Below are 24,145 nucleotides of genomic sequence, written 5' to 3'. Positions count from 1 at the left end.
CGCTAACGCCGCATCGCACGCTCCTACGCCAGCAGTCCCACAACGAGACGGTTCCCATGACTTCCCCCAACGACGACACCCTCACCCGGCAGCTCTCCCAACTCGGCGCGTTGCGTGCGGCCCTGGCGCAGGCGGTGGTGGGCCAGGACGCGGTGGTGGAGCAACTGCTGATCGGCCTGCTCGCCGGCGGCCACTGCCTGCTGGAAGGCGCGCCCGGCCTGGGCAAGACGCTGCTGGTGCGCTCGCTGGGGCAGGCGCTGGAGCTGCAGTTCCGCCGCGTGCAGTTCACCCCGGACCTGATGCCCAGCGACATTCTCGGCACCGAGCTGCTGGAAGAGGATCACGGCACCGGACATCGCCAGTTCCGGTTCCAGCAGGGGCCGATCTTCACCAACCTGCTGCTGGCCGACGAGCTCAATCGCACCCCGCCCAAGACCCAGGCCGCGCTGCTGGAGGCGATGAGCGAGCGCACGGTGAGCTACGCCGGCACCACCTATGCGTTGCCGGCACCGTTTTTCGTGCTGGCCACGCAGAACCCGATCGAACAGGCCGGTACCTATCCGTTGCCGGAAGCGCAGCTGGACCGCTTCCTGCTGCATGTGCGGGTGGACTATCCCAGCGAGCAGGAAGAGCGCGACATCCTCAGCCAGACCACCGGCACCAGCAGCGCGCAGGTGCCCAGGGTGATGGATGCCGACAGCGTGCTGGCGCTGCAGCAGCAGGTGCGGCACGTGCATGTGGGCGCGGATCTGCTGACCTGGATCAATCGCCTGGTACGCGCCAGCCGCCCAGGCCCGCAGGCCAGCGAGGACGTGCGCCAGTGGATCAAATGGGGCGCCGGCCCGCGCGCCGGGCAATCGCTGGTGCTGGCGGCCAAGGCGCGTGCGCTGTTGCATGGCCGCCTTGCCGCCACCCGCGAGGATGTCGTCGCGCTGGCCGCGCCGGTGATGCGCCACCGCCTGTTGCTGTCGTTCGCCGCCGAGGCTGAGCAACGCAGCGCCGACGATGTGGTCGCCGCGCTGCTGCGCGCCGTGCCGTTCCCGGCGTGAGGCGCGTTGCGGCGTGAGCATGGACGTGCCGGCACTGATTCCCGCCGAGCTGCGCAGCCGCCTGCGCGGCCTGCAGCTGCGTGCGCGGCAGGCGCAGGGCGCGCAAGGGATCGGCCAGCACGCCAGCCGCAGCCGCGGCGCCGGGCTGGAATTCTCGCAATACCGCGCCTACGAGCCCGGCGATGCCTTGCGCCAGATCGACTGGAAGCTCTACGCCCGCTCGGACCGGTTCTTCGTGCGCGAGGCCGAGCGCGAAAGCCCGCTGACGCTGTGGGTGTTGCTCGACGCCACCGCCTCCGCCGGCCAGGCCGACCAGGCGCGCCCGCAGGTCACCCGCCTGCAGGCGATGGCGACCCTGGCCGCGTGCGCTGCCGAGGTCGCGCTGCGGCAAGGCGACCAGGTCGGCCTGTTCGCGGTGCATGGCGATGGCCTGGTGGCCGTGCCGGCCGGTGGCGGGCCGCGCCAGCGCGACCGGCTCTGGCTGGCCCTGCACGGGCTGCGCGCCGGTGGCCGCTGGCCGGGCATGGACGCGCTGCGTCCGCTGTGGGAACGCATCGCCGCCCATGCGCTGGTGCTGTCGATCGGCGACGGCTTCGACCAGGACCTGCTCGGCGCGCTGGAAAAACTCGCCGCCGCACGCCGCGAGGTGATGCAGCTGCAGGTGCTGACCTGCGACGAACGCGATTTTCCCTTCAGCGGCGGGCACCGCTTCCGCGACCCGGAAACCGGCGAAGAACTGCTCGGCGACGGCGCCGCGATGCGCGCTGCGTATCTGCAACGCTTCGGCGCTGCCCAGCGCGCGCTGCAGGCGCGCTGGCAGGCGGCCGGCATCGCGCACGCGGTGCATTACCTGGATGCGCCACCGGATGCGGCATTGCGCGAGCTGTTTGCACACGGTGCGCGGCGATGAGCCAGCGCACCGGCGCCAGCGCCGCAGCTGAGGGAGCGCAGCAGTGAACCTGCTCCTGCTGTTCCCCGCCGGCCTGGCCGCATTGGCCGCACTGCTGCTGCCGTTGCTGATCCATCTGGCCCGACGCAGCGAACACCGGCCCACCGACTTTGCCGCATTGCGCTGGCTGCGCGCGCAGCCGCGGCCCCGGCACCGGCTGCGTTTCGACGAATGGCCGCTGCTGCTGGTGCGCCTGCTGCTGCTCGCCGCAGTGGCACTGCTGCTGGCCGAGCCGGCCTTGCGCGACCACCAGCAGGCGCGCCCGCGCATCGCGGTCAGCCCCGGCGTGGATCTGGCCGCGGCCCGGGCGCTCGGCCACGCGGCCAACGCGCAGTGGGTGTGGCTGGCCCCAGGCTTCCCGCCGATCGCTGCCGATGCGACACACCCACCCGCCACGCCCGCCGGCACAGCGCCGCCGGTCGGCAGCCTGCTGCGCGAACTCGATGCCAGCCTGCCGCCGGAGACCGCGCTGCGCGTGATCGTGCCCAGCCAGTGGGGGCCGCTGGATGCGCAACGCCTGCAGCTGTCGCGCGAGGTGCGCTGGCAGGTGCTGCCCGGCCAGTCGCCGGCGGCCGCCGTGGCGCCCGTCCCACCGTTGCGGCTGCAGGCAATCGCCGATGCCCCCACCGAGCCGGCCCTGCGCTATCTGCGCGCCGTACATGCCGCCTGGGCACTGCCCGGCGCATTGCCGGTAAGCACCCCCGGCGCGGCCGAGCCGGCACGCTGGCCAGCCGGCACGGTGGTGGCCTGGCTGTCGCAGCGCCCACCACCGGCGCCGGTCATCGCCTGGGTCGCGGCCGGCGGGCAGTTGCTGCTCGATGCGCAGACGCCGGCCCCGCCCGCACTGGCGGGCCCGCTGCAAGCGCTGCTGCAGGACGCACACGGCGCCGCGCTGATCGATGCCGCAACGGTTGGCCGCGGCCGCCTGCTGCGCTGGGCCGCGCCATTGCAGCCGCAGCGGCTGCCGGGGCTGCTGGATGCCGACTTCCCCACCCGCCTGCACGACGCCCTGCAGTCGACACCTGCACCACAGCGCGCGCTGGCGCAGACCCAGCAGCCGCAGCGCGGCCCCGCCATCCGCCTGGCCAGTGCCCCCTGGCCGCTGGCGCCGTGGCTGATCGGACTGGTGCTGCTGCTGTTTGCGATCGAACGCTGGCTGGCCACCGCGCCCCGCCGGAGCCGCGCGGCATGAGCACGCCGGCCCTGCACCACGCCTGGCAGGCCGCGCGGCGGCGGCAGGCCGCAGGCGTGCTGCTGTGCGGGCTGCCGCTGGCCGTGCTGCCGGCGCTGCTGGTGTGGCGCACCGGTCCGCAGCCGGCGATCCTGCCGTTGCTGCTCCTGGGCCTGCTGGCGCTGATCGGCGTGGCGCTGCTGGCGGCACGCCGGCTCGACCAGACCTGGCTGATCCGCCGGCTGGATCGCGACGCGGATCTGGAAGACAGCAGCGACCTGCTGTTCGCCCCGGCCGGGCAGCTCGGCCCGTTGCAGGCCCTGCAACGCCAGCGCCTGGAACAACGCCTGCGCAGCACCCCGCGTGATCTGCGCCCGGCCTGGCCCTGGCGGTGCGCCTGGGCATGGGGCCTGCCCGGCCTGCTCGCCTGCGCCGCGGTGCTGCTGTGGCCGCACCCCGCTCACCGGCCCACCGCAGGCAACGACCGGATCGCCGCCGCACGCGCCGGCACCGACGCCCCCACCCTGGGTCAGGCGCGGCTGCACAGCACTCCGCCCGCCTACACCGGCCTGCCGCCCGCACGCCTGCCCGGCCTGGATGCGCGTGTGCCCACCGGCACCCGGCTGCACTGGCAGCTGCAGGTCAACCCGGCCCCGCGCAGCGTGGGGCTGCGGCTCAGTGACGGCCGCAACATCGCGCTGGCCCGGCAAGGCAGCACCGATCAATGGCAGGGTCAGTGGGTCGCCGAGCGCGCCAGCCTGTACCGCATCCTCATCGACGGCGCGCCGGCCGACCGCCAGCTGCATCGCCTCGACGTGCTGCCCGACCGCCCGCCGCAGGTGCGCGTGCTGGCGCCCGAACAGAGCCTGGTGCTGTGGACGCCGTCCCAGACCGGCAATCGAGGCTGGACGCTGCGCTTCGAAGCCAGCGACGACTACGCGGTCGCCGCCAGCGCCGAGCTGCGCCTGACCCTGGCCCAGGGCAGCGGCGAGAACATCACCTTCAAGACCCAGCGCCGCACGCTCGGCGGCAGCGGCCCGGCCCGGCTGCGCGGCTTTTCCACCACGCTGCAGCCGCAGGCGCTGGGCATGGCCGCCGGCGACGACCTGATCGCCCAGCTCATCGTGCACGACACCCGCCAGCCCGGCCCGCAGGAAGGGCGCAGCGCCAGTGTGATCCTGCGCTGGCCACCGCCGGAGCAGACCATGGCCGCCGGCCTGGAGGCCAGCGTCAAGCAGACCTTGCCGGCCTACTTCCGCAGCCAGCGCCAGATCATCATCGACGCCGAGGCGCTGCTGAAGGAAAAGCCGCGCCTGGACCCGGCCACCTACCTCAAGCGCGCCGACGCCATCGGCGTGGACCAGCGCCTGCTGCGGCTGCGCTACGGCCAGTTCCTGGGCGAAGAGAGCGAAGGCGCGCCCAAGGGCCCGCCGACCGCCGACGAAGCGCCGACCAGCGACGCCCCGGCCGAGGATCTGCCCACCGCCGACATGCCCACCGCGGATGCGCCGGCAACGCCTGCGGCGCCCGCGCCCGCCCGGGACGAACACGGGCACGATGCGCACGGCCATGCCGCCGAGTCCGGCGCTGCCGCGCTGGACGACCACGACCATGCGCATGGCAACGGCGGGCCGGAGCGCGGCGGCTTCGGCCAGGCGCAGGACGTGCTGTCCGAGTTCGGGCACACCCACGACCATGCCGAAGCCGCCACCCTGCTCGACCCGCAGACCCGCGCGCTGCTGCGCGCCGCGCTGGACCAGATGTGGCAGTCCGAGGGCGAGCTGCGCCAGGGCCACCCGGAGCGTGCGTTGCCGTTTGCCAACAAGGCGCTGGGTTTCATCAAGCAGGTGCAGCAGGCCGAACGCATCTACCTGGCGCGGGTCGGCACGCAGTTGCCGCCGATCGACCCCGGCCGCCGCCTGAGCGGCGACCGCGCCGGCCTGGGCGACCGTGCCGCCGGCCTGGACAGCCGCCCGGATCCGGACCCGTCGGCGCTGCAGTTGTGGGACGCCCTCGGCGAGCAGGCCCCGGTACCCGACGCCACCCTGGCCCGCTACGCGCAGTGGCTGCAGACCCAGCAGGAGCGCCTGCAGGATCCGCTGGGCCTGGCCGCGGCGGTGGAAACCCTGCGCGCCGAACCCGCTTGCGCCAGCTGCCGCGCCCAGCTGCGCGCCCAGGTCTGGCGCACCCTCGTCGCCCCGCCGGCCCCGCTGCACCGCCGCGCCCCTGCCGACGCGCGCGGCCAGCGCTATCTGGATGCCCTGCGCCAGGAGCCGCAACCATGATGCCACCACCACCCCGGTTGACCGCACGCGGCAGCGTGCGCCTGCTGCATGCGCGCGCGGCGACCCGCCGCGTGGGGCCACGGCGGGCTGGATGCACGCAAGCGGAGCCGCAGGCATGACGCTCGCGCTGCCCTGGCTGGTCGGCAGTGCCTTGCTGCTGCTGGTGATGCTGAGCTGGTTCCGGCTGCTGCGCGCACATGCCCGGCAACCACGCGCGCGGCTGTGGCTGTTGCTCGCCGCCCAACCGCTCCTGGCCGGCCTGCTCTACCCGGTGCTGCTGCCGCCGCCGCGCGCCGGCAGTGCGAGCGAACTGCATGTCGCCACCGCAGGCACCCCGGCAGACCAGGTTCGCCCGACTGCTGCGCCGTGGGTCGCCCTGCCCGAGGCACCCGCCTTGCCCGGCGTGGCACGCGTGCCGGACCTGGCCACCGCGTTGCGGCGCGCGCCCGGCACCACCGCGCTGTTTGTGCATGGCAGCGGCCTGCCGGCGCGCGACCGCGACGGCCTGCGCGTCCCTGTGCGGCTGGCGCTGGCTCCCGCGCCGACCGGTCTGGTCGCCGTCTCCACGCCGCCGCCGGCCGCACCGGGCGAACGCATCGCCATCAGCGCGCGCGTGCAGGGCCTGCAGGGCGCGCGGGTGGAGCTGCTGGACCCGGCCGGGCAGGTGGCCGACACCGCCGCCGCCGATGCGGCCGGCCAGGTGCAGCTGCGTGGCCAGGCGCGCGCACCGGGGCAGGTGCTGTTCGCGCTGCGCCTGCGCGATGGCGCAGGCGCCGAACGCAGCCGCGTGCCGGTGCCGGTGCTGATCGCCGCAGTGCCGTCCGCACGCGTGCTGTTGCTGGCCGGCGCGCCGCAGCCGGAACTGAAATACCTGCGCCGCTGGGCCAGCGATGCCGGCATGCAGGTGCGCAGCCAGATCGCCGTCGGCCCGGGCGTGCAACTGGGCGAGGGCGCTGCACTGGATGCCGCCAGCCTGGATGCGCTGGACCTGCTTGTCATCGACCAGCGCCGCCTGGTCGCCCTGGGCAACGCGCAGCGCCAGGGCATGCGCGCCGCGATCGGCCGCGGCCTGGGCGTGCTGGTGCGCACCGACGGCCCCCTGGATGCTGCCGCCCGCGCCGCGCTCGGCGAGTTGGGCCTGGCCGTGACAGGCGGCAGCACCGGCGCAGCGGTCCCCGCGCCGCGCTCGCTGGTGGCATCGCCCGGCGCCAGCGACCCAGCCGCAACGCCGGCCGACGCCACGCCACTGCCGCCCCTGCAACGCCGCACCCTGCAGCCGCAACAGGCCGACGCCGTGATCGCCGCACGCGCAGACGACGGCAGCGCGTTGGGCTGGTGGCGGCCGCAAGGCCGCGGCCGCATCGGCATCGGCCTGATCGAAGACAGCTTCGCCCTGGTCCTGGCCGGCCGCAGCGACCTGCATGCCGCGCTGTGGGCGCAGCTGGTGAGCGCTGTCGCCCGCGCAGGCGGCAGCGCGCCGGCTGCGGTGCAGACTGGCTGGTCGCACCACCGCATGACGCTGTGTGGCGTCGCCGCGGACGCAGCAGTCATCGACCCTACGGGCACATCTCAAGCGCTGCTGATCGATCCCATCAGCGGCGCGCGGGCCTGCGCCGCCTACTGGCCGGCCGCCGCAGGCTGGCATCGTCTGCAGACCGGCACCGAACAGCGCTGGCTCTATGTCCGCGCGCCCGGCGATGCCCCCGCGCTGCACACCCAGCAGATCCGCGACGCCACCGTTGCGATGGCCGCCATCGACACGCCCGCAAGCGTCGGCGCGCCAACAGCACAGCCCGGCGCCCGCTGGCCCTGGCTGCTGGCCTGGCTCACGCTGGCCGCAGCACTGTGGTGGCTGGAACGACGCCGGCGCTGACTGCGGCAGTGCACGGCCACTTCATCAGCGCAGGCCCGCGTGCGGCGCGCTTTCCAGGGCCTTTGCACTTCACTGGAAAACAGCGGCGCTGCAATATCAGCAATCTCTCGGCGACACACTCAACGCGACTGACGCGCCCACACCCGGCAACAGTTGTTCGCCGGCAACGCCACATCGTCGATCAACTGCAAGCCCACCGACGCCGCCAGTGCATCCACCGCTTCGGCATCGCGAATGCCCGATGCGGCATCGCGTTCGCGCAGCATCGCATCGAACGCGCGATTGCTCTGGCTGGTGAATTGGCCATCGCGGTTGAACGGCCCATACACCACCAGCAGCGCATCCGGCGCCATCACCGCCGGCAACCCCGCAAACAACGCCTGCACCTGCGGCCAGCCCATGATGTGCAAGGTATTGGCGCTGTAGACCGCGTCGTAGCCGGCAGGCTCGCCCGCCTGCGCAGGCGGCAATGGCGGCGTGGGCGCCAGGCCCGGTGTCGGCGTCAGCGCCGCCTGCAATGCAATCGGTGGCGGCGTATTCGGCAGTGCCGCCTCGTCCAGCCACTGCGTCATGCCCGGCAGATGGTCGGCATGATCGCTGGCCTGCCAGCGCAACCACGGCATCGCCGCCGCAAAATGCACCGCGTGCTGCCCGGTCCCGGCACCGATTTCCAGCACATTGCGGCGGTCGGCAAAGTGCCGTTGCAACACCTCCAGGATCGGGTCGCGGTTGCGCGCGGAGGCTGGCGAAAAGGGTTTGGTCATGGAAGATATCCAGGAAGAGCGAAGCCGATTGTCGCGCGCGGCGGCGGCGTTGCGCAGTGCGCACGAGGGCATCGATGCGGCGCCGCGCCCGCATGCGAGTGCGCGTGCATCAACGCAGGCCCGCAAATTCCGTGGATGCTTGCAGGTTGCCTGGATGGAGCTTGCAGCTTGCCTGCGGCAGATGCGCGGCACCGCGGGGCGTTAGGTTCAACGCGCCGCCGGCAATGCGTCATACGCACGTCGCACCGCTTCCTCGCCATAGCGCCGCTCCAGCCGGCGCACGATGAAGTGCCCGCGCGCCATCGCCTGGAAGTGGCGCATGAACACGGTATTGAGGGTTGCGCCGCTCACCGCACCGACCAGCGGCACCGCCTGCACGGCGAGTTTTTCGCCGACATTGACCGAGAACTTGGCCGCAACGCGCGACACCAGCGACACCAGCACCGGCGCGCCCTTGCTGGCAAACCCGTGCGCGGTGACGTAATGCGCCGCAGCGCTGAGTTGTTGCGCCATTGCCGCGCGCACCGCGAAGTAGCCCGATTCGGCGCCGTCGTCGCTGACACTGCGCCCGCCATGCGCCAACACTTCCAGGCAGGCCAGCGCGGTGTCCGGATCCTGCAGCGATTCGCCTTCGGAACGGGCGATATCGGCGATGGAGCGCAACATCACCGTAGTGGTCACCGGCAGCTCCACCAACAGCCCGGGCAGGCCGAAGAATCCGCCGGCACCACCGGCGACAGCCACCGCCATGGTGTGGCGTGCGGTGGACGCAGGCTGCTGCAGATCGGTCTTGCCGCGCAGGCTCAGTAATGCCGATTTCATCGCCACCTGCAGCGCGCGGCGGGTCACGCCGTCGATGCTGCGGGTGACCAGCTTCGGCAGCCGTCGGGTGATCAGGCTCTCGATCGGCGCGCCCATTGCATTGGCCAGTCGGGCGGCCACGCCGGGGTTTTCCAACAGCGCGTGCGCGGTGGCCAGATCGCGTTGCGCGGCAACGTCCATCACCGGGATCGGAAGCGTCGTCATGCCTGCTCTTCGTCGTTGGGGGCTTGCGGCGATGGTACCCAGCGCCATGTGAGCGCCGGACGAGCGAACTCGGCAAGCGAAAAACACCATCCTGCAAATGGCTGGCAAAATGCGCGATCATCGGGGTTCAAGCAGCCAATGCCGATCACATGAATCGTGAGATCCGCCACAGCATCGTCATTGCGGCCGCGCCGGAAGTGGTCTGCGCCGCTTTGTCCGAGCCCATGCAGCTGGCGCGCTGGTGGACACGCGAGGTGAGCCTGGTCGAGAACCGGGTGCGGCTGGACTGGAGCCGGCAGGGCTGGCGGGTGGAGCTGAGCATCGACGACGGCGCCGACTACCGCCTGGTGCGCTGGCGCTGCCACGCCTCCAACATGCTCGACACCGACGCCTGGAAGGGCACGGTGATGCGCTTTGACCTGCATTCCACCAGCCAGGGCACGCAGGTGGAGTTCGAACACTCCGGCTATCGCGACTCGCCCTGCAAAGAGGCCTGCGCACGCGGCTGGCGCTTCTTTCTGGGCAGCAGTCTCAAGCGCTATGTGGAAACCGGCGAAGGCATGCCGTCGGCCGATATGCGCAGCCCTGAGCTGCCCGACAGCGGCGGTCGCCTACCACGCTAGGGGCGGCGACTGCAGGGATCCATTGGCATAGCGGCGTGCACGCTCGCCCGCCCCTGTGTGAATCCAACCGGCCTTGTGTGCCCGCGTTGGCACACAAGGCCGATCGCGCCGGGTCCGCTTACGCCGTATGCGGCTGGCCCATGGCAGGCGCCGTGCTGCCAGGCAGCTGCGCATCCACCGTCACCGGGCTGTCGCTGCGCAGCAATGCGCGCGCCTCGGCATCGGTGGCCACCGCCGGCGGCGAGCCGCGCAGCGGCAGGCCGGCGGTTTCGCGCACGAACAGCATGGTCACCAGGCCGATCGCCGCCGCGCCCATCAGGTAGTACGCCGGCACCAGCGGGTCGCCGCTGCGCTCCACCAGCCAGGCGGTCACCAGCGGCGTGGTGCCGCCGAACAACGACACCGACACGTTGAAGGCGATCGACAACGCGCTGTAGCGCACCGGGGTGTAGAACAGCGCCGGCAGCGTGGACGGCATCGAACTGGTGAAGCACACCAGCGCCAGGCCGAGCAGCATCAGGCCGGCGAAGATCAAGCCGTCGTGGCCGCTGCCGATCAGCAGCAGGCAGGGGATGGCCAGCGCGAACAACGCAATGCAGGCGCCGATGATCATCGGCCGGCGGCCCAGCCTGTCGCTGAACAGGCCGCCGACGATATTGAGCGGCATCATCACCAGCATCACCAGAATGATCAGCAACAGGCCCTTGCTCTCGGCATAGCCCATGGTCACGCTGAGATAGCTGGGCATGTAGGTCAGCAGCATGTAGTCGGTGACGTTGAACACCAGCACCAGCCCCACGCACTTGAGCAACTGCGGCCAGTGCAGGCGCAGCATCGTCAGCAGGCCCTGCGCGGCGGTTTCGCGCTCGCGCTGTTCGGATTGCTCGGTATAGGCGCGAAATGCCGGGGTTTCTTCCAGCTTCATGCGCATGTACAGGCCCAGCAGGCCCAGCGGGCCGGCAATCAGGAACGGCACGCGCCAGCCCCAGTCGAGCATCTGCGCCTGGGTCACCGTCATGTGCAACACCGTCACCGTGGCGGCGCCGGCGATGTAGCCGCCCAGGGTGCCGAATTCCAGCCAGCTGCCCATCAATCCGCGATTGCGGTCGGTAGCGTATTCGGCGATGAAGGTCGCCGCGCCGCCGTATTCGCCACCGGTGGAAAACCCCTGCAACAGCCGCGCCAGCAACAGCAGCGCCGGCGCCCACAGGCCGATCTTGGCGTAGGACGGAATCAAGCCGATGCTGAAGGTGCCCAGGGCCATCAGGATCATGGTCGCGGCCAGCACCTTCTGCCGCCCGTAGCGGTCGCCGAGCGGGCCGAACACCAGCCCGCCGATCGGCCGCACCAGGAAGGCGACGGTGAAAGTGGCAAAGGTGGCAATCAACTGCGCGGTGGGATTGCTGGCCGGGAAGAACACCTGCCCCAACGTCACCGCCAGGTAGCCGTACACGCCGAAGTCGAACCACTCCATCGCATTGCCCAGCGCGGCGGCGCCTACTGCCTTGCGCAGCATGCCGCGGTCCACCACGGTGACTTCGTCCAGTTGCAGTTGGCGGCGGCGCTTGAACCAACCGAAGTGCGAGGCAATCGCGCGCGTGTCGTGCATGTGTTGTGTCTCCATGTGCGGCCATCGCTGCCCGCTCGCCCTGGCAACGCACAGGACACGGCGCATCACGCAGGCATGGCAATGGCACATGCACAAGATGACGCCGGAGGCATTCCCGGACGGCCGCGTGGACTCAGCGACGCTGCGGGACAGACGACCAAGGGATGGGCAATGCCCAAGGGCTTGATCAGCCCGTTATGGTACTACAGCGCGCAGATCGCTGCAGCCGCGCTACGGCAGCAGCGCGGAAAACTGCTTGTTTCAAGGCAGTTGGCGTGTTGGGCGCGTACTTTGCGCCCTCGGTGCACTGTGCATGTCCTGCCATAGTGCGCGCCATCGATCAGGCGCGGTGCATGCTTACACCAGCGCCTCACCCAGCTGCGACAGCAGCGGCTGCAGATCCTCGCGCGTCTGCGGGCGCACCGCGCGCGCCACTTCCACACCGTCGCGCAGCAGGATGATGGTCGGCCATAACCTGACGCGGAACGAGCGGCCCAGGGGCCGCCCTTTTCCATCTTCGATCTTGCGGTAGTCGAGCGCCGCCACGCCACCCAGCAGTTTCTGCAGCAGCGGTTGCGCGGCAATACAGTGGCCGCACCAGTCGGTGCCGAACTCCAGTACCTGCAGACCGGCCTGTGCATCCACCTCGCTGCGTTCGGGCGCCTGGGTGGCGTAGTCGCGAACAAACCCCATCGTCTAGCCGCTCCGGTGTGCTTACGACAACGCGCGCTGGATCTCTTCCAGCGGCAGGTTGGTCAGGTCCTTGGCCAGGTCGCCGACCAGGCGCTGCTGGGTTTCCTTGTGCAGCAGCGGGCGCACGCGGCCCAGCGTGGTCGGGTCGGCGACCAGCACCAGATGCGTGTACTCGTGCTTCAGCGCGCCATCGTTCAGCGCATGCGACAGCTGCTTGGCGAAGGTCATTTCGTCCATGTCCGCCTCGCTGAGATCCTGCGGCGCCTTGCCGGCCGGGCCATCGTCGTCGACGTTCTGCACATCGGTGCGCGCGTGCTGGCGCAGCACCACCTTGGCTTCGTTCCCGGTGTTGGTGAACCAGCGCGCTTCGCCGCCATCGGCCACCACCACCAACGCACCCTGAGGAATTTGCAGACTCATTCGATTCTCCTGATAGAACGGCGCTGCATGTGCAACGCCAGTCGGCCTCAACCTAGGTGAGAGGATGTAAGCGCCGCGCCTAGCCGGTGTCAGCGTGGCGTTAGCGTGGTGCGGCCAGCGGCGGAGGCGGCAGGCCCAGGTGCTTGCTGAAGAAACGCGCCGCCACCCGCAGCGCCTGCTGGCTTTCCGGCAGTGCATTGGTGAGGTGGAAGGCGTGCCCCAGGCCATCCCACACATGCAGGTCCGATTCGCGGCCCAGATCCACCAGGCGCGCATGCGTGTAGGCGGCATTGCTCAGCTCGGCAGCACGCGTGGCGGTCAGAAACAGCGTCGGTGGGAACTGCTGCAGTACCGCATCGGAAAACACCGGCGACACCAGCGGGTCGTGGAAGTCCACGTTGTCGCCGTAGTACAGGTCTTCCCAGATCGGCAACGCACCGGCCTTGTCCGGCAGCAAGGCATCGTTGACTGCCGCCACCACAATGCGCGAATCGCCGCGGTAGCGCGCATCGCCTGCGGCGCAGAACAGCCCGGCCGCCGCCGGCATCGGCAACTTTTCCTTGGCGAACCACGCCAGCGATTCACCGGTGAGCACGCCGCCGGCCGAACAACCGAACAGGCCGATGCGCTCTGGCGCATAGCTCTTGAGCGCGGCACGATACACCGCCGCCACATCCTCGCTGGCGGCCGGGAAATGGTGCTCGGGCCCCATGCGGTAATCCACCGCAACCACGGTCATGCCGGTCATCGCCGCCAGCGGAATGGCTTCCATCAAGCCGAACGATGCCGCGCTGCCCATCACGAAGCTGCCGCCATGCAGTTCGATCAACATGCGCTTGGCCTGCTCGGGTGTGCGCGTGCGCGGCTCCACCCGCAGCACCGGCACGCCGTTCCAGGTTTCGGGCGTGATCTCCACCGCGTAGCGCGTGCGCAGCTGCGCAATCACGCCTTTGGCCCAACGCTCGGTGTCGGCGCGGATGCTCGGCAATTGCTTGAGCAAGGTGGCGTTGTCGGCCTTGTCCAACGGGTCGGCGCGGGCCACCCCGGCGGCCATATGCGCACGCGCGGCCGGGCTCAGATACTCCGACACCGGCAGGTCGAACGCGGGCACATGCCGGATGCCATCGGGGGCCGATGCGGTCGCCGGTGGTGCCGGCTCGGCGGCGGTTGCGTGCACGCTGCACGCGGTACAGATCAACGTGAGTGCCAGCGTCTTGTTCAACCAATGACGTGTCATGCAGTGCCCTCCCAGGCAAGTCGAACCGCCAAGGATACCGTCAGCGGCCGGCTTGCATCGCGTGCAGATAATGGCGCTGCATGTAACGACGCGATGTAACGCAAATGCTGCAACTACGCACACCACAGCGTGCAATCGGAGCATCGCATCAAGCGTGCGCGAGCGTTCAACGTCGTAAGCACGTCATGCATTGCTGTGCATCCGGCGGACATCGATATCGCGGTCACCGGCATCGCCACGGCGTGCGCCGGTGCATCGACGCATGCACTGAAGTCATGCGCTCAGGCGGCAGGTGTCGACGCCGCGGTTGGTGGCAGATGATGCAATGCCTGCAGCGTGGAGGTGGTCAGTGGCGACGGCAGTGCGTCCAGTGCGAACCAGCCGATGTCGGCGATCGCCTCGGGCTCGCGGCGCTCGGCGTGCTCGCTGCCCTGGATCGCGGCCAGATACACCGGCGCAACCCAATGCTGCGGCGGCGTCAGGTCCGGCTCGAAGTAGCTGACGATGCACAGCACGCCTTGCAGTTGCACGTGCAGGCCGGTTTCTTCCAGCACTTCGCGCACCACCGCGTGTTCCACCGTTTCCATCCAGTCCACCTTGCCGCCGGGCAGGCCCCAATGGCCTTGCTCGGGCGCACGCCCGCGCTGCACCAGCAGCAGGCGGCCATCGGCGCGGCGGATGAACGCGCCGCAGCCAACGCGTGGACGTAGGTCGGTATCGATTGAGTTGGACATAGGCATTCCGGACGGTGTGGCGCGTTAGTGTCCCAGATGTGCGGCAGGCAGGTGGTGCATCTGCGTCTTGCATGCCGGTGGCGAGGATGCCGGCAAGGCTGCGCGATGCCGCAAGTCGATGCGGTGCATCGCACGCGCCTGCTCGCGTGATGCGCAGGGCAATCGCCATGGCGCCGCACTACGCAAGCACCCGCTGGATCGAATCCACGCACCTGCAAGTGCATGCGCATACGGAGCGCCTCTCCACGCCCATCCACGCTGCCTTAGCGCCAGGTTGGCGAGGATGCGTGCAGCCCGCGCCGTCATGGCGCACCGTCTTGGAGGTTGGAATGTCGCGTATCGTCGTGATCGGTGGCCATGGCAAGGTCGCGCGTCTGCTGACGCCGTTGCTGGTGCGCGGTGGGCACTCGGTCACCGCACTGTTTCGCAATCCTGCACACGCAGACGATGTGATTGCCGACGGCGCCACCCCGCAGGTGTTCGATATCGAACATGCCGACACCGATGCGATCGCCGCGCAACTGGCCGGCCACGATGCGGTGGTGTGGTCGGCCGGCGCCGGTGGCGGCGATGCGGCGCGCACCTATGCGGTGGACCGCGATGCGGCGATCCGGTCGATGCATGCCGCCGCACAGGCACGCGTGCGCCGCTACGTGATGGTGTCCTATCTCGGTGCCGGGCTGGAACACGGCATCGGCCCGGACGATGGCTTCTTCGCCTACGCGCAGGCCAAGGCCGCCGCCGATGCGCAGCTGCGCACCACCCCGCTGGACTGGACCGTGCTGGGGCCGGGGCGGCTCACGCAGGAGCCGCCAAGCGGCCGCATCACCCGCGATCCGGGCAGCGATGCCGATGGCGGCGTGTCGCGCGCCAACGTGGCGCAGGTCATCGCCGCAGCGTTGGCCATGCCGGCCACCATCGGCAAGACGGTGGGCTTCATCGACGGGCAGACGCCGATCCAGCAGGCCTTGTCGCAGCTGGAATGAACGCCAGGCCTATCGCGATGCCTGCGCGCGGTGCACCGTGCACCCGCCTAACGAATTCCTAAAGCCGGCCTCGGCATAGTCGCGGGCGCAGCCCATTGTGGAGGTCGCTTATGTCTGCATTCGTCACGCCACGCCGTGCCGGCATCCTGCCGCCGTACATGCTGGACCATGTGGCCCAGGCCGCGCCCGAGCGTGCGCGCCAGTGCGCGCTGTTGTCGCGGCAGATCACCGCGCAGCTGCGCCAGCAGCGCGCGCTCGGCCTGCTTGCACGCGCCCAGGCGCTGGCCGCCGATGCTGCCAGCACGCCCACCGCGCAAGCGGTGCAGCGGCAGATCTACGACGCCCAACAAGGCACCGCGCTGCCCGGCACCCTGGTCCGTGCCGAAGGCGCTGCCGCCACCGAGGATGTGGCGGTGACCGAGGCCTACGATTATCTCGGCGCCACGCACGACTTCTTCCAGACGGTGTACGGGCGCAATTCCATCGACGGCGACGGCATGCCGTTGATCGGCACCGTGCATTACGAGCGTGGTTACGACAACGCCTTCTGGAACGGCGAGCAGATGGTGTTCGGCGATGGCGATGGCGAGGTCTTCAACCGCTTCACCATCGCCATCGACGTGGTGGGCCACGAGCTGACCCACGGCGTGACCGAGCGCACCGCCAACCTGATCTACCAGGGCCAGTCCGGTGCCCTGAACGAGTCGCTGTCGGATGTGTTCGGCGTATTGATCAAGCAGTACACGTTGCAGCAGCAGGCAAGCGAGGCAGACTGGATCATCGGCGCCGGCTTGTTGATGCCCGGCATCAACGGCGTGGGCCTGCGCTCGATGCGCGCGCCCGGCACGGCGTACGATGACCCGGCCCTGGGCAAGGATCCGCAACCGGCCAGCATGGCCGGCTACGTCGACACACAAGAGGACGATGGCGGCGTGCACTACAACTCCGGCATTCCCAATCACGCGTTCTATCGCGCGGCCGTGGCCATCGGTGGCTACGCCTGGGAGAAGGCCGGGCGCATCTGGTACCGCGCGCTCAGCGGCGGCAACCTTGCCGCCGGTGCGGATTTCGCCACCTTTGCCGCGCTCACCGTCAGCATTGCCGGTACGGACTACGGCGCCGGCAGTGCCGAGGCAACCGCGGTGCAACAGGCCTGGCGCGACGTGGGCGTGCTGGCATGAGTCCACAGCGTCCACCGGTGGATGCAGGCGTGACCTTGCGGCTGGCACGCGAGGGCGGGGTGGCCGCCTTCCCCGCCATGCGGCGCGAACGCCAGCTGGTGATGGATGACCTGGACGATGCGCAGCGCCTGCAGCTGCGCACCTTGCTGGACCAGTGCCTGGTGCATGCGCTACCGCGCCCGCAGGCCGGTGGCGGCGACCGCCGTTATTTCAGCATTGCCTGGGACGGTGCCAGCGAACCGCTGCGCATCCCCGAAGAACATGCACCGGCCGCGATCGTGCGGCTGTGGAAACAGGGCACGCTGTAGCGCGCCTGTGCCGCGATGCCGCCGCAAGCAATGCCGCGCGCGTGCCCATCGCCATCCACAAACGAAGACACCGCGCAGTGCGCGGTGTCTTCGTATCGAAAGTGGTCCAACTGCGGATGCCTGCACCCTTTAAGCTGCCTAGATGCTCTAGGGCTGCACAGCTGGTGACGCATAGTGCGGCCTGCGGCGTTAGCGCCACGTGCAGCGCAGCAGTCAACTTGAAGACACCCCACTCATCGCTGCAGTGCAGCAGGTCATTGCCGGTATCCGGCCCTGGCGCGCGCGCGTGGCGGGCGCCATTGGCATCGCCCGCCGACGCACGCCTGCATTGCCGTCAACACCGGCTTCGCGGATAGTCGCTGCACCGATCGGACGACTCCTGGACCTTTGTGATTGTGTTGCTGCTTGCTGCCGGACTGCTTGCCGGCCTGGGACTCGCCGGCGTCGTCGCCTGGCTGCTGCTGCGCCAGCGCGCGCGCACTACGGCTGCCTCTGCCGCGTCTGCCACCGTCACGCATGCCGCAGCGGCGCCGCACGTGCCGCAGCCGGCGGCTGAGCAGGTGCCGGCGCCGCCGCAGGCCCAGGCGCATGCCGCCGCTGCAGCACAGCCTCTGCCGTCCGGGCCGCCACCGATGCAGCCGCTGCTGCGCCGCATGTATGCCGCGGTGATGTCCACCCCAGCGCTGGCCGACGGCCACCTGCCGACCGACCCGGCCCAGGCCGCGGTACTGGCGGCGGTGGGCGCTGCGCTCGACCACGTGGACCTGCGCCCGCAACTGTTGCCGCGCCGCCCGCAGTTGTTGCCGCAGCTGATGCGCGCGGTCAACGACCCGGATGCTTCCGGCCGCGGCATCGCCGCGATCATCGCGCAGGACCCGGCGCTGGCCGCCAACCTGCTGCGCATCGCCAACAGCGCGCTGTATCGCCCGCAGGGCGGCCCGCTGGAAAGCCTGGAGCGGGCCGTGGTGCATATCGGCACCGAGGGCGTGCGCCAGATCGTCGCCGCCGCGGTGATGCAGCCGGTGCTGAGCCTGGAGGGCGGCCTGTACGCACGCCTGCCGGCCGCGGTGTGGGACTACGCCCTGCGGACTGCCGCCGCTGCGGCCGCCTACATGCGCGAGCGCGGTGGCGACACCTTGTCGGCGCAGCTGGCCGGCCTGCTGCAAGGCCTGGGCGCGGTGGTGATCCTGCGCGTGCTGCGCGATGCCTATGCCGAGCGCCCGAGCCTGCCCTACAGCCTGGAAGTGGCCGCCGCGCTGGTCGAGCGCCACACCGCCGCCGTCGCCAAGACCATTGCCACCACCTGGGACCTGCCCGCCGCGCTGGGCACCGCCCTGGACGAGCAACGCCCCCAGCACGACACCACCCTGCTCACCAGCTCGCTCGGCATGGCGCTGCGTTACGGCCGGCTGGCCGCCGCGCTGGCCATGCTCGCCCGCCACGGCGCCGAGCAGGAGGAGCATGCGCTCAGCGTGCTGTCCTCGCTGGAGCCGGACCACGCGGCCAACGCCGCGCTCTGGCAACGGCTGGTCGCCGCCAGCGTGGAGTGAGGCCGGCCCGGTTGCCGCAGGCCGGGCACACGCACCTGCCCTGACAGGCGCATGCGCAGCGCCACCGCTCAGCACTCGCTCGCAATCATCTCCTTGACCCGCGTCGCCAGCAGGCTGACGCTGAACGGCTTGGCCAGCACCGCCATACCCGGTTCCAGGTGGCGGTCGTTCAACTGCGCGTGTTCGGCAAAGCCGGTGATGAACAACACCTTGAGCCTGGGCCGGCCCACACGCGCGGCATCGGCCATCTGCCGGCCGTTCATGCCGCCGGGCAGGCCCACGTCGCTGATCAGCAGGTCGATCCGCGCCGGCGACTGCAGGATGCCCAGCCCGGTGGCGCTGTCGCCGGCTTCCAGCACGGTGTAGCCCAGTTCTTCCAGCACCTCGGTGAACAGCAGGCGGATGGAGGGTTCGTCATCGACGATCAATACGGTTTCGCCGGCCAGCGAGGGTGCCAGTTCCAGCGTGGCGGCACCGCCGTCGCTGCTGTCGTCGGCACCGGCATGCCGCGGCAGGTAGATGCACACCGTCGAACCCTTGCCCACTTCCGAATGGATGCGCACCTGCCCGCCGGATTGCTTGGCAAACCCGTAAATCATCGACAGGCCCAGGCCGGTGCCCTCGCCGATCGGCTTGGTGGTGAAGAACGGATCGAACGCGCGCGCCACCACATCCGGCGGCATGCCGGTGCCGGTATCGCTCACGCACAGCGACAGGTAGTGGCCTTCCGGCATGCCCAGCTGCTGGCCCATCTCGCGGTCGATCCGGCGGTTGCTGGTCTGCACGCACAGGCGCCCGCCGTCGGGCATCGCATCGCGCGCATTGATGCACAGGTTGAGCAGCGCGTTCTCCAGCTGCGGCGCATCCACCAGTGCCAGCCACAGCTCGGCTGCGGCAAGGTTTTCCACGCAGATCCCCGGGCCCACGGTGCGCTGGATCAGCTCCAGCATGTCCACCACCAGCCGGTTGACGTTGGTCGGCTTGGGCAACAGCGTCTGCCGCCGCGCAAATGCCAGCAGCCGGTGGGTCAGCGCGGCCGCGCGCGTGGTGGCGCCCTGCGCGGTGGCCACGTAACGCTCCAGGTCGCGGAAGCGGCCTTGTTCGATGCGTAGGCTCATCAGCTCCAGCGCGCCGGAAATGCCCGCCAATAGATTGTTGAAGTCGTGCGCCAGCCCGCCGGTGAGCTGCCCCACCGCTTCCATCTTCTGCGATTGGCGCAGCGCCTCTTCCACCGTCATCAACTCGCGCGTGCGCTCAGTGACCCGCTGCTCCAGCGTGTCGCTCAGCTCGCGCAGTGCCGCCAGCGCGCGGTCGCGCTCTTCCGACAGCGCGTGGCGCGCCTCGATGTCCAGCAGCACGCCGGGAAAGCGCAGCGGCGTGCCGTCGGCGCCCTTTTCGACCCGGCCATTGGCCTCCAGCCAGTAGTACTTTCCGTCGCGCCGCTTGACCCGGTACTGGTGCGCGTAGGCACCACCGCGGGCGAGCGCTTCGCCAATGGCCACGCGCAGCCCCTCGCGGTCGTCCGGGTGCACGGTCTGGATCACCTGCTCCAGCGACAGGCCGCTGCGGCTGGTGGACGGATCGAAGCCGAAGTTCTGTGCAAACGCCTCGTCCACCGAAAACGCGTCGGTGGGCAGGTCCCAGATCCAGGTGCCGATGATCGCCCCGGCCGCCAGCGCCAGCTGCACGCGCTCGGCATTGCGGCGCGCCACGGTTTCGGCCTCCAGCGCGCGATCGCGCTCGCTGGTGCGGTTGACCACCTCGTGCACCAGATGGGTGTTCTCGTTGCTCAACATCGCGTGCTGGATGTCGCGGTTGCGGTCGGCCGCCACCTGCGCGGTGGTTTCGATGGCGATATTCATCAGCCCCACGATGCTGCCGTCTTCGCCGCGGATCGGCGAGGCGGTGGCATTCCAGTAGGTCATCTCGTTGACGCCGTTGCGCAGCATCGGCAAGGCGATGACCCCCTGGCCGAAGCCCTCACCGGTTTGCATCACCCGGGCGAAGTCCTGTGCGATGGGCGCGTAGGTTTCCTTCCACACCTCGGTCACCGGCTGGCCCAGCGCCTGTGGATGACGGTCGCCCATCGATTGCACGTACACGTCGTTGTAGAGCAGGCGCAGCTCCGGCCCCCACAGCACCGCACCGAGCAGGGTGGAGTTGAGCACCACCGACAACGACGAGCGCAGCGACTGCGGCCAGGTCTCCGGCGCCCCCAGCGGCGTGGCGGCCCAGTCGTGTGCGCGCATCAACGCGCCCATCTCGCCGCCCCCCGCAAGAAACTCCAGGCCGGCGGACTCGGTGGCGGGGCGCTGTGTGCTCACGTGACGGCATTGCCTGGCGGAAAGTGCGCGCATTGTGGCACGCAGCGACCTCAGCAAGCCGTGCAGACGCGCGCGTGCCCCGTGGTGGCGCTGCGCGCGCCAGCTGGGCGTGCTGACGCGGGGATGACGGCATGCCCACGTCGCACTCACGTCCTGCGGGTACAGACTGGGCCGCAACATCCCCAACCGTATGAGGCACCCCGTGGACAAGAACCGTATCGAAGGTACCGCCAAGCAGGTCAAGGGTTCCATCAAGGAAACCGTTGGCCGTGTCACCGGCGACAAGAGCACCGAGCTGGAAGGCGCTGCCGAAAAGAATGTCGGCAAGGTGCAGAACAAGGCTGGCCAGGTCGCCGACAAAGTGCGCGACGCCGCCAAGTAACGCTGGCAAGTCAACACTATAGGCAGGCATTACGCCCGCCGCGCTGAAGCAGTGGATTGGCCGTCAGGCGTCAGGTTTGACGATGCAGACGCTATACCCCACTTCGGCGAGAGATCGCACCAACGCCCCGACATGATCGGGGCGTTGGCGTTTTTGGGGTTTGGAAATGGTTCTTGATTTACCGGGCTGACGGCCAGGAGTGTTTGCACGTCGCCGCAACGATGATCTAGCCACGTGCACGCACACAACGCACTCCCTGGGCTGCGTCCTAAACGCCGGCCTTGCGCCCGCGTGCAGCGGGCCGCTTCGCAACGCTGTCGCCATGTTGCTGCCACCACGCGGTCAGCGCTTCCATCGTTGGGCCCAGTCCGCGCGCCTTTGGCGTGATGGCGTATTCCACGCGCGGTGGCACCTGCGCGAACACGGTGCGCGTGACCAGGCCATCTGCTTCCAGCTCGCGCAATTGGGCGGTGAGCATGTGTTGGGTAACACCGGGGATGGCCTTGCGCAGCTCGCCGAAGCGATACACGCGCTGATTGAGCAGCCACATGATTTCCAGCTTCCATTTGCCAGACAGCAACGCAAATGCGCGACGCATCTGTTCGTGCATGTTGTGCTCGCCGTCCTCAATGGTCTGCTTTTTCATACTAAGCCCTGGTGATTCACCCTACTTTTCAATCGGTATCTTAGGCGACATTCTGATGGCCGGTTGCATTGACATAGTGGCTGGCAAACACCATGAGCATTTCTATTTACTGGATCAGTACCGCGCTGCTGTGCCTGTTGTATCTGGCCTCTGCCGGCATGTATCTGGCCAAGGGCGAGTTCGTGCGCAAGGCGCAGGCCGAGCTGGGGTATTCGGCACCGTTGCTGGTGCCGTGGATGATCGTCATCAAGATCCTGGGCCCGGAAGCGATTGTGTGGCGCTTCAACACCGCGCTGAGCGATCTGGCCTACGCCGGCATGTTCTACCACCTGCTGTTGTCGGGCATGGCGCACCTGGGTGTGCGCAAGCCCAAGGACACGGTACCGGCCGTGTTGGGGCTGCTCTTCCTGCTCGCTTCGTTCGGTACGCAAAACGCCGCGCGCCAGCCGCCCTCGCCCTATGCACCAACTGCAGCGGCCATCCATGCAACGCTGCAGTAACGCGACACAGGGTGGACGCTGCCAGCTGGGCGGCTATACCGCACCAACTCCCAGCCGGCACCCTCACCCGCACGCTAGTTCCGGATCGCCTGCGTATGCGTCTTCAATGCATCGGTGAGGCCATCGATCTGCTCGGCACCGGCAGGCACGGCAAGGCGCGAAGCATGGGGTGGCTCTGCCCGATAGCTGAGCCCCCTGCGCGCTGCTACGCGTGTACGGTCATATGTTCCGAAACGGCACCCTCCTCCCGCATCCCGCTGGATGGTGCAGCGGCAGTTCTCCCGGCTCGGCACCAAGCGGGCTGAACCACCCGCTTGCGCGGCGCGTAGTCTAGGATCGGTGCGTACAGGGGGAACACCATGGACAGGATCATCACCGCGCGCCGTGTCGCGCTGGCACTAACAACGCTGTGCTTGCTTGCGTGCGCACAAGGCGTGTCGGCGCAGAGCATGCGCTCGGCCACAGGTAAGACGAACAGCAAGTACATCCCGCCAACGCGGCAGCCGTACAACTCCATGGCGCGCGACACCACGCCCTTCAATTGCGAGCAATACCGCGCGCACCCGCACCCGGGCATGGTGCGTTACTGCCAGGGCATCGAGAACATGATGCTGCGTAACGAGGCGCGCAGCCAGGGGCGCCCCGCTCCTTCCGATTCCATCATCGCGCTGCCGGGGCTGGGGACTGCAGAGGCCAAACAGCTGGGCTATGCGTGTGTGGGCGGGCAGGCGATGAAGCGGCTGCGCAATGGATGGGAGCAGGTGTCGGCCGCTGCGGGTGGATGGCAGCGGTGTCAGGGTGGGTAAGTAAGCCTACGCTGCGCTGGCTCTAAACGAGGCTAATAGACGCCAATAAATGGCGGCACTGATCAACAAGGAAATCCCCACCGCTAGCAGCGGAGCGAAGCGAAGTGGCGCACGGTTGAAGCTTGGCCACGAGAATGCTCGCTTGGTCAGCAAGAGCGGATATCCCAGTACAAAGGCGAACAGGATCGGATTCCAACTGAATCCGGCGCCATGTGGCACGCCATTGAAGACTACCTCAAGGCCAACATAAAGCATGTAGGCAGCAAGGCCGATGAGTATCGCAGCATGGACTTTGAGGGTGGTGCCAAGCTTTTCCCGGCGAATGAACGCAAGCACCGAGAATGCCAAGGCAATGATCACAGCGGGCACAGAGACACAGGCAATGGCAACGCGTTGCGCCATCTCGGGCACCTTGCCGGTGCTCACCAGCAGCAAGGCACCCCCATGCGCGAGGAGTACGAACGCGCATAACGCAGAGTTTATGCAGAGCATCGCAAAGGAACTGATGCGATCCAGCCCATCCATCACTGAGTCAATAACTTTCACGGCTACCTGATTAGTTGTGCAGTGATGCGAAGCGGCTATTTTCGACTAAGTCGTTCAACATGCTAGTCCACGATGTTGAACCTGGCCCGTGCCCACCTGGCAAGTTAAGCCTAGGCAAGAAGCTGACTTGGCTTGGGTGAAGTGTCACGGCGCGGCATCGGATTGATTGACTTTTTTGGGCTTAAGCTCGTCCAGCCGGGCGCGTAAACTTTGGCGATCGAGATGACCACGAACCAGGGGCCACTGTCTCGCCCAGCAGGCAGCGTAGCCTACCCATGCGCCAACAAGGCCCAAGGATAGAGAACCTAGTGCAAGAGCAACTGGATGGACTGTGTAGCCCTGAGCAATTTGAAAGACAAGCATAATAAACGCTACAAAAGCCAGATTGAGCAACAGTAACGGCCAGCGTGTTGCAAGCAGCCGGGGATTCGGACGATCCATGCGTGCTAGAAGTGCTGATAAGAATTTGCGCTCATCCATAAT

General features: G+C 68.9%; 24 protein-coding genes. 13 read left to right on the top strand and 11 right to left on the bottom strand.

Translation table 11 applies throughout. The features are described 5' to 3' along the window. Positions 1 to 56: 56 nt before the first annotated feature. The 5 genes from GGR73_RS14970 to GGR73_RS14950 are packed head-to-tail and all read left to right on the top strand — an operon-like array spanning position 57 to position 7,327. Positions 57 to 1,049, top strand: a complete 993-nt coding sequence (locus GGR73_RS14970) for an AAA family ATPase (protein ID WP_024940482.1) — start codon at positions 57 to 59, stop codon at positions 1,047 to 1,049. Between the two features lie 13 nt (positions 1,050 to 1,062). Continuing rightward, the gene (locus GGR73_RS14965; RefSeq protein WP_039517961.1) at positions 1,063 to 1,959 is read left to right on the top strand and encodes a DUF58 domain-containing protein; all 897 of its coding nucleotides are present in this window, start codon (positions 1,063 to 1,065) and stop codon (positions 1,957 to 1,959) included. Between the two features lie 43 nt (positions 1,960 to 2,002). Beyond that, positions 2,003 to 3,190, top strand: a complete 1,188-nt coding sequence (locus GGR73_RS14960) for a BatA domain-containing protein (RefSeq protein ID WP_184457651.1) — start codon at positions 2,003 to 2,005, stop codon at positions 3,188 to 3,190. Next, complete coding sequence (locus GGR73_RS14955; protein ID WP_184457649.1) at positions 3,187 to 5,454, top strand: hypothetical protein; 2,268 nt, start codon at positions 3,187 to 3,189, stop codon at positions 5,452 to 5,454. Before GGR73_RS14960 ends, GGR73_RS14955 begins: the two co-directional genes overlap by 4 nt. Next, positions 5,426 to 7,327 (top strand): carboxypeptidase regulatory-like domain-containing protein, encoded by a 1,902-nt coding sequence (locus GGR73_RS14950; protein ID WP_184457647.1) that lies wholly within the window; start codon positions 5,426 to 5,428, stop codon positions 7,325 to 7,327. Before GGR73_RS14955 ends, GGR73_RS14950 begins: the two co-directional genes overlap by 29 nt. A 119-nt stretch (positions 7,328 to 7,446) precedes the next feature. Here GGR73_RS14950 and GGR73_RS14945 read toward each other — a convergent pair whose 3' ends face one another. Continuing rightward, entirely contained in the window at positions 7,447 to 8,091 is a 645-nt protein-coding gene (locus tag GGR73_RS14945) for a DUF938 domain-containing protein (protein WP_184457645.1), read from the bottom strand. A 207-nt stretch (positions 8,092 to 8,298) separates the two neighbouring features. Next, positions 8,299 to 9,093 (bottom strand): EcsC family protein, encoded by a 795-nt coding sequence (locus tag GGR73_RS14940; protein WP_184457960.1) that lies wholly within the window; start codon positions 9,091 to 9,093, stop codon positions 8,299 to 8,301. A gap of 173 nt (positions 9,094 to 9,266) precedes the next feature. Between GGR73_RS14940 and GGR73_RS14935 the strand changes: the two genes are divergently transcribed. After that, complete coding sequence (locus GGR73_RS14935) at positions 9,267 to 9,740, top strand: SRPBCC family protein (protein ID WP_184457643.1); 474 nt, start codon at positions 9,267 to 9,269, stop codon at positions 9,738 to 9,740. A gap of 118 nt (positions 9,741 to 9,858) precedes the next feature. Here the strand turns inward: GGR73_RS14935 and proP are convergent, their stop codons facing one another. The 5 genes from proP to GGR73_RS14910 form a co-directional block, all read right to left on the bottom strand. Beyond that, complete coding sequence (gene proP / locus GGR73_RS14930; RefSeq protein WP_024940035.1) at positions 9,859 to 11,349, bottom strand: glycine betaine/L-proline transporter ProP; 1,491 nt, start codon at positions 11,347 to 11,349, stop codon at positions 9,859 to 9,861. Between the two features lie 357 nt (positions 11,350 to 11,706). After that, positions 11,707 to 12,042 (bottom strand): thioredoxin family protein, encoded by a 336-nt coding sequence (locus GGR73_RS14925; protein WP_046345236.1) that lies wholly within the window; start codon positions 12,040 to 12,042, stop codon positions 11,707 to 11,709. A gap of 21 nt (positions 12,043 to 12,063) precedes the next feature. Continuing rightward, complete coding sequence (locus tag GGR73_RS14920; RefSeq protein ID WP_016902952.1) at positions 12,064 to 12,462, bottom strand: host attachment family protein; 399 nt, start codon at positions 12,460 to 12,462, stop codon at positions 12,064 to 12,066. 100 nt (positions 12,463 to 12,562) lie between these two features. Continuing rightward, entirely contained in the window at positions 12,563 to 13,699 is a 1,137-nt protein-coding gene (locus GGR73_RS14915; protein WP_228608236.1) for an alpha/beta hydrolase, read from the bottom strand. 281 nt (positions 13,700 to 13,980) lie between these two features. After that, positions 13,981 to 14,439 carry an NUDIX domain-containing protein gene (locus GGR73_RS14910; RefSeq protein ID WP_184457641.1) on the bottom strand — a complete coding sequence of 153 codons (459 nt, stop codon included), beginning with the start codon at positions 14,437 to 14,439 and terminating at the stop codon, positions 13,981 to 13,983. A gap of 323 nt (positions 14,440 to 14,762) precedes the next feature. On the opposite strand from GGR73_RS14910, the gene GGR73_RS14905 reads away from it, so the two are divergent. The 4 genes from GGR73_RS14905 to GGR73_RS14890 all read left to right on the top strand — a co-directional run bounded on the left by GGR73_RS14905 (position 14,763) and on the right by GGR73_RS14890 (position 18,458). Beyond that, positions 14,763 to 15,419 carry an SDR family oxidoreductase gene (locus tag GGR73_RS14905; protein ID WP_154831149.1) on the top strand — a complete coding sequence of 219 codons (657 nt, stop codon included), beginning with the start codon at positions 14,763 to 14,765 and terminating at the stop codon, positions 15,417 to 15,419. Between the two features lie 110 nt (positions 15,420 to 15,529). Further along, entirely contained in the window at positions 15,530 to 16,600 is a 1,071-nt protein-coding gene (locus tag GGR73_RS14900; RefSeq protein WP_184457639.1) for a M4 family metallopeptidase, read from the top strand. Continuing rightward, positions 16,597 to 16,908 (top strand): protealysin inhibitor emfourin, encoded by a 312-nt coding sequence (locus GGR73_RS14895; protein ID WP_024940041.1) that lies wholly within the window; start codon positions 16,597 to 16,599, stop codon positions 16,906 to 16,908. The genes GGR73_RS14900 and GGR73_RS14895 overlap by 4 nt, the downstream gene beginning before the upstream one ends. 389 nt (positions 16,909 to 17,297) lie before the next feature. Then, complete coding sequence (locus tag GGR73_RS14890; protein ID WP_184457637.1) at positions 17,298 to 18,458, top strand: HDOD domain-containing protein; 1,161 nt, start codon at positions 17,298 to 17,300, stop codon at positions 18,456 to 18,458. A 68-nt stretch (positions 18,459 to 18,526) separates the two neighbouring features. On the opposite strand, the gene GGR73_RS14885 is transcribed toward GGR73_RS14890, so the two are convergent. Further along, complete coding sequence (locus tag GGR73_RS14885; RefSeq protein ID WP_184457635.1) at positions 18,527 to 20,815, bottom strand: hybrid sensor histidine kinase/response regulator; 2,289 nt, start codon at positions 20,813 to 20,815, stop codon at positions 18,527 to 18,529. Positions 20,816 to 20,984: 169 nt separating this feature from the next. Between GGR73_RS14885 and GGR73_RS14880 the strand changes: the two genes are divergently transcribed. Continuing rightward, a complete protein-coding gene (locus GGR73_RS14880; RefSeq protein WP_016902944.1) occupies positions 20,985 to 21,164 on the top strand; it encodes a CsbD family protein in 180 nt (59 codons plus the stop codon). A gap of 268 nt (positions 21,165 to 21,432) precedes the next feature. Here the strand turns inward: GGR73_RS14880 and GGR73_RS14875 are convergent, their stop codons facing one another. Next, positions 21,433 to 21,810: a winged helix-turn-helix transcriptional regulator gene (locus GGR73_RS14875; protein ID WP_039517994.1), complete on the bottom strand. Its 378-nt coding sequence runs from the start codon at positions 21,808 to 21,810 to the stop codon at positions 21,433 to 21,435. A gap of 92 nt (positions 21,811 to 21,902) precedes the next feature. On the opposite strand from GGR73_RS14875, the gene GGR73_RS14870 reads away from it, so the two are divergent. Both GGR73_RS14870 and GGR73_RS14865 read left to right on the top strand, forming a co-directional pair. Further along, positions 21,903 to 22,310 (top strand): DoxX family protein, encoded by a 408-nt coding sequence (locus GGR73_RS14870; protein WP_184457633.1) that lies wholly within the window; start codon positions 21,903 to 21,905, stop codon positions 22,308 to 22,310. A gap of 359 nt (positions 22,311 to 22,669) precedes the next feature. Continuing rightward, on the top strand, positions 22,670 to 23,116 hold the full coding sequence (locus GGR73_RS14865; RefSeq protein ID WP_184457631.1) for a hypothetical protein: 447 nt from the start codon (positions 22,670 to 22,672) through the stop codon (positions 23,114 to 23,116). Positions 23,117 to 23,122: 6 nt separating this feature from the next. On the opposite strand, the gene GGR73_RS14860 is transcribed toward GGR73_RS14865, so the two are convergent. Then, positions 23,123 to 23,662 carry a hypothetical protein gene (locus GGR73_RS14860; RefSeq protein WP_184457629.1) on the bottom strand — a complete coding sequence of 180 codons (540 nt, stop codon included), beginning with the start codon at positions 23,660 to 23,662 and terminating at the stop codon, positions 23,123 to 23,125. A 144-nt stretch (positions 23,663 to 23,806) separates the two neighbouring features. After that, entirely contained in the window at positions 23,807 to 24,142 is a 336-nt protein-coding gene (locus GGR73_RS14855; RefSeq protein ID WP_184457627.1) for a hypothetical protein, read from the bottom strand. Positions 24,143 to 24,145: the final 3 nt, after the last annotated feature.

This window comes from Xanthomonas sp. F14, from assembly GCF_014199865.1.
The sequence above is the reverse complement of the archived record's forward strand: the minus strand, read 5'-3'. Positions and strand labels throughout refer to the sequence as shown.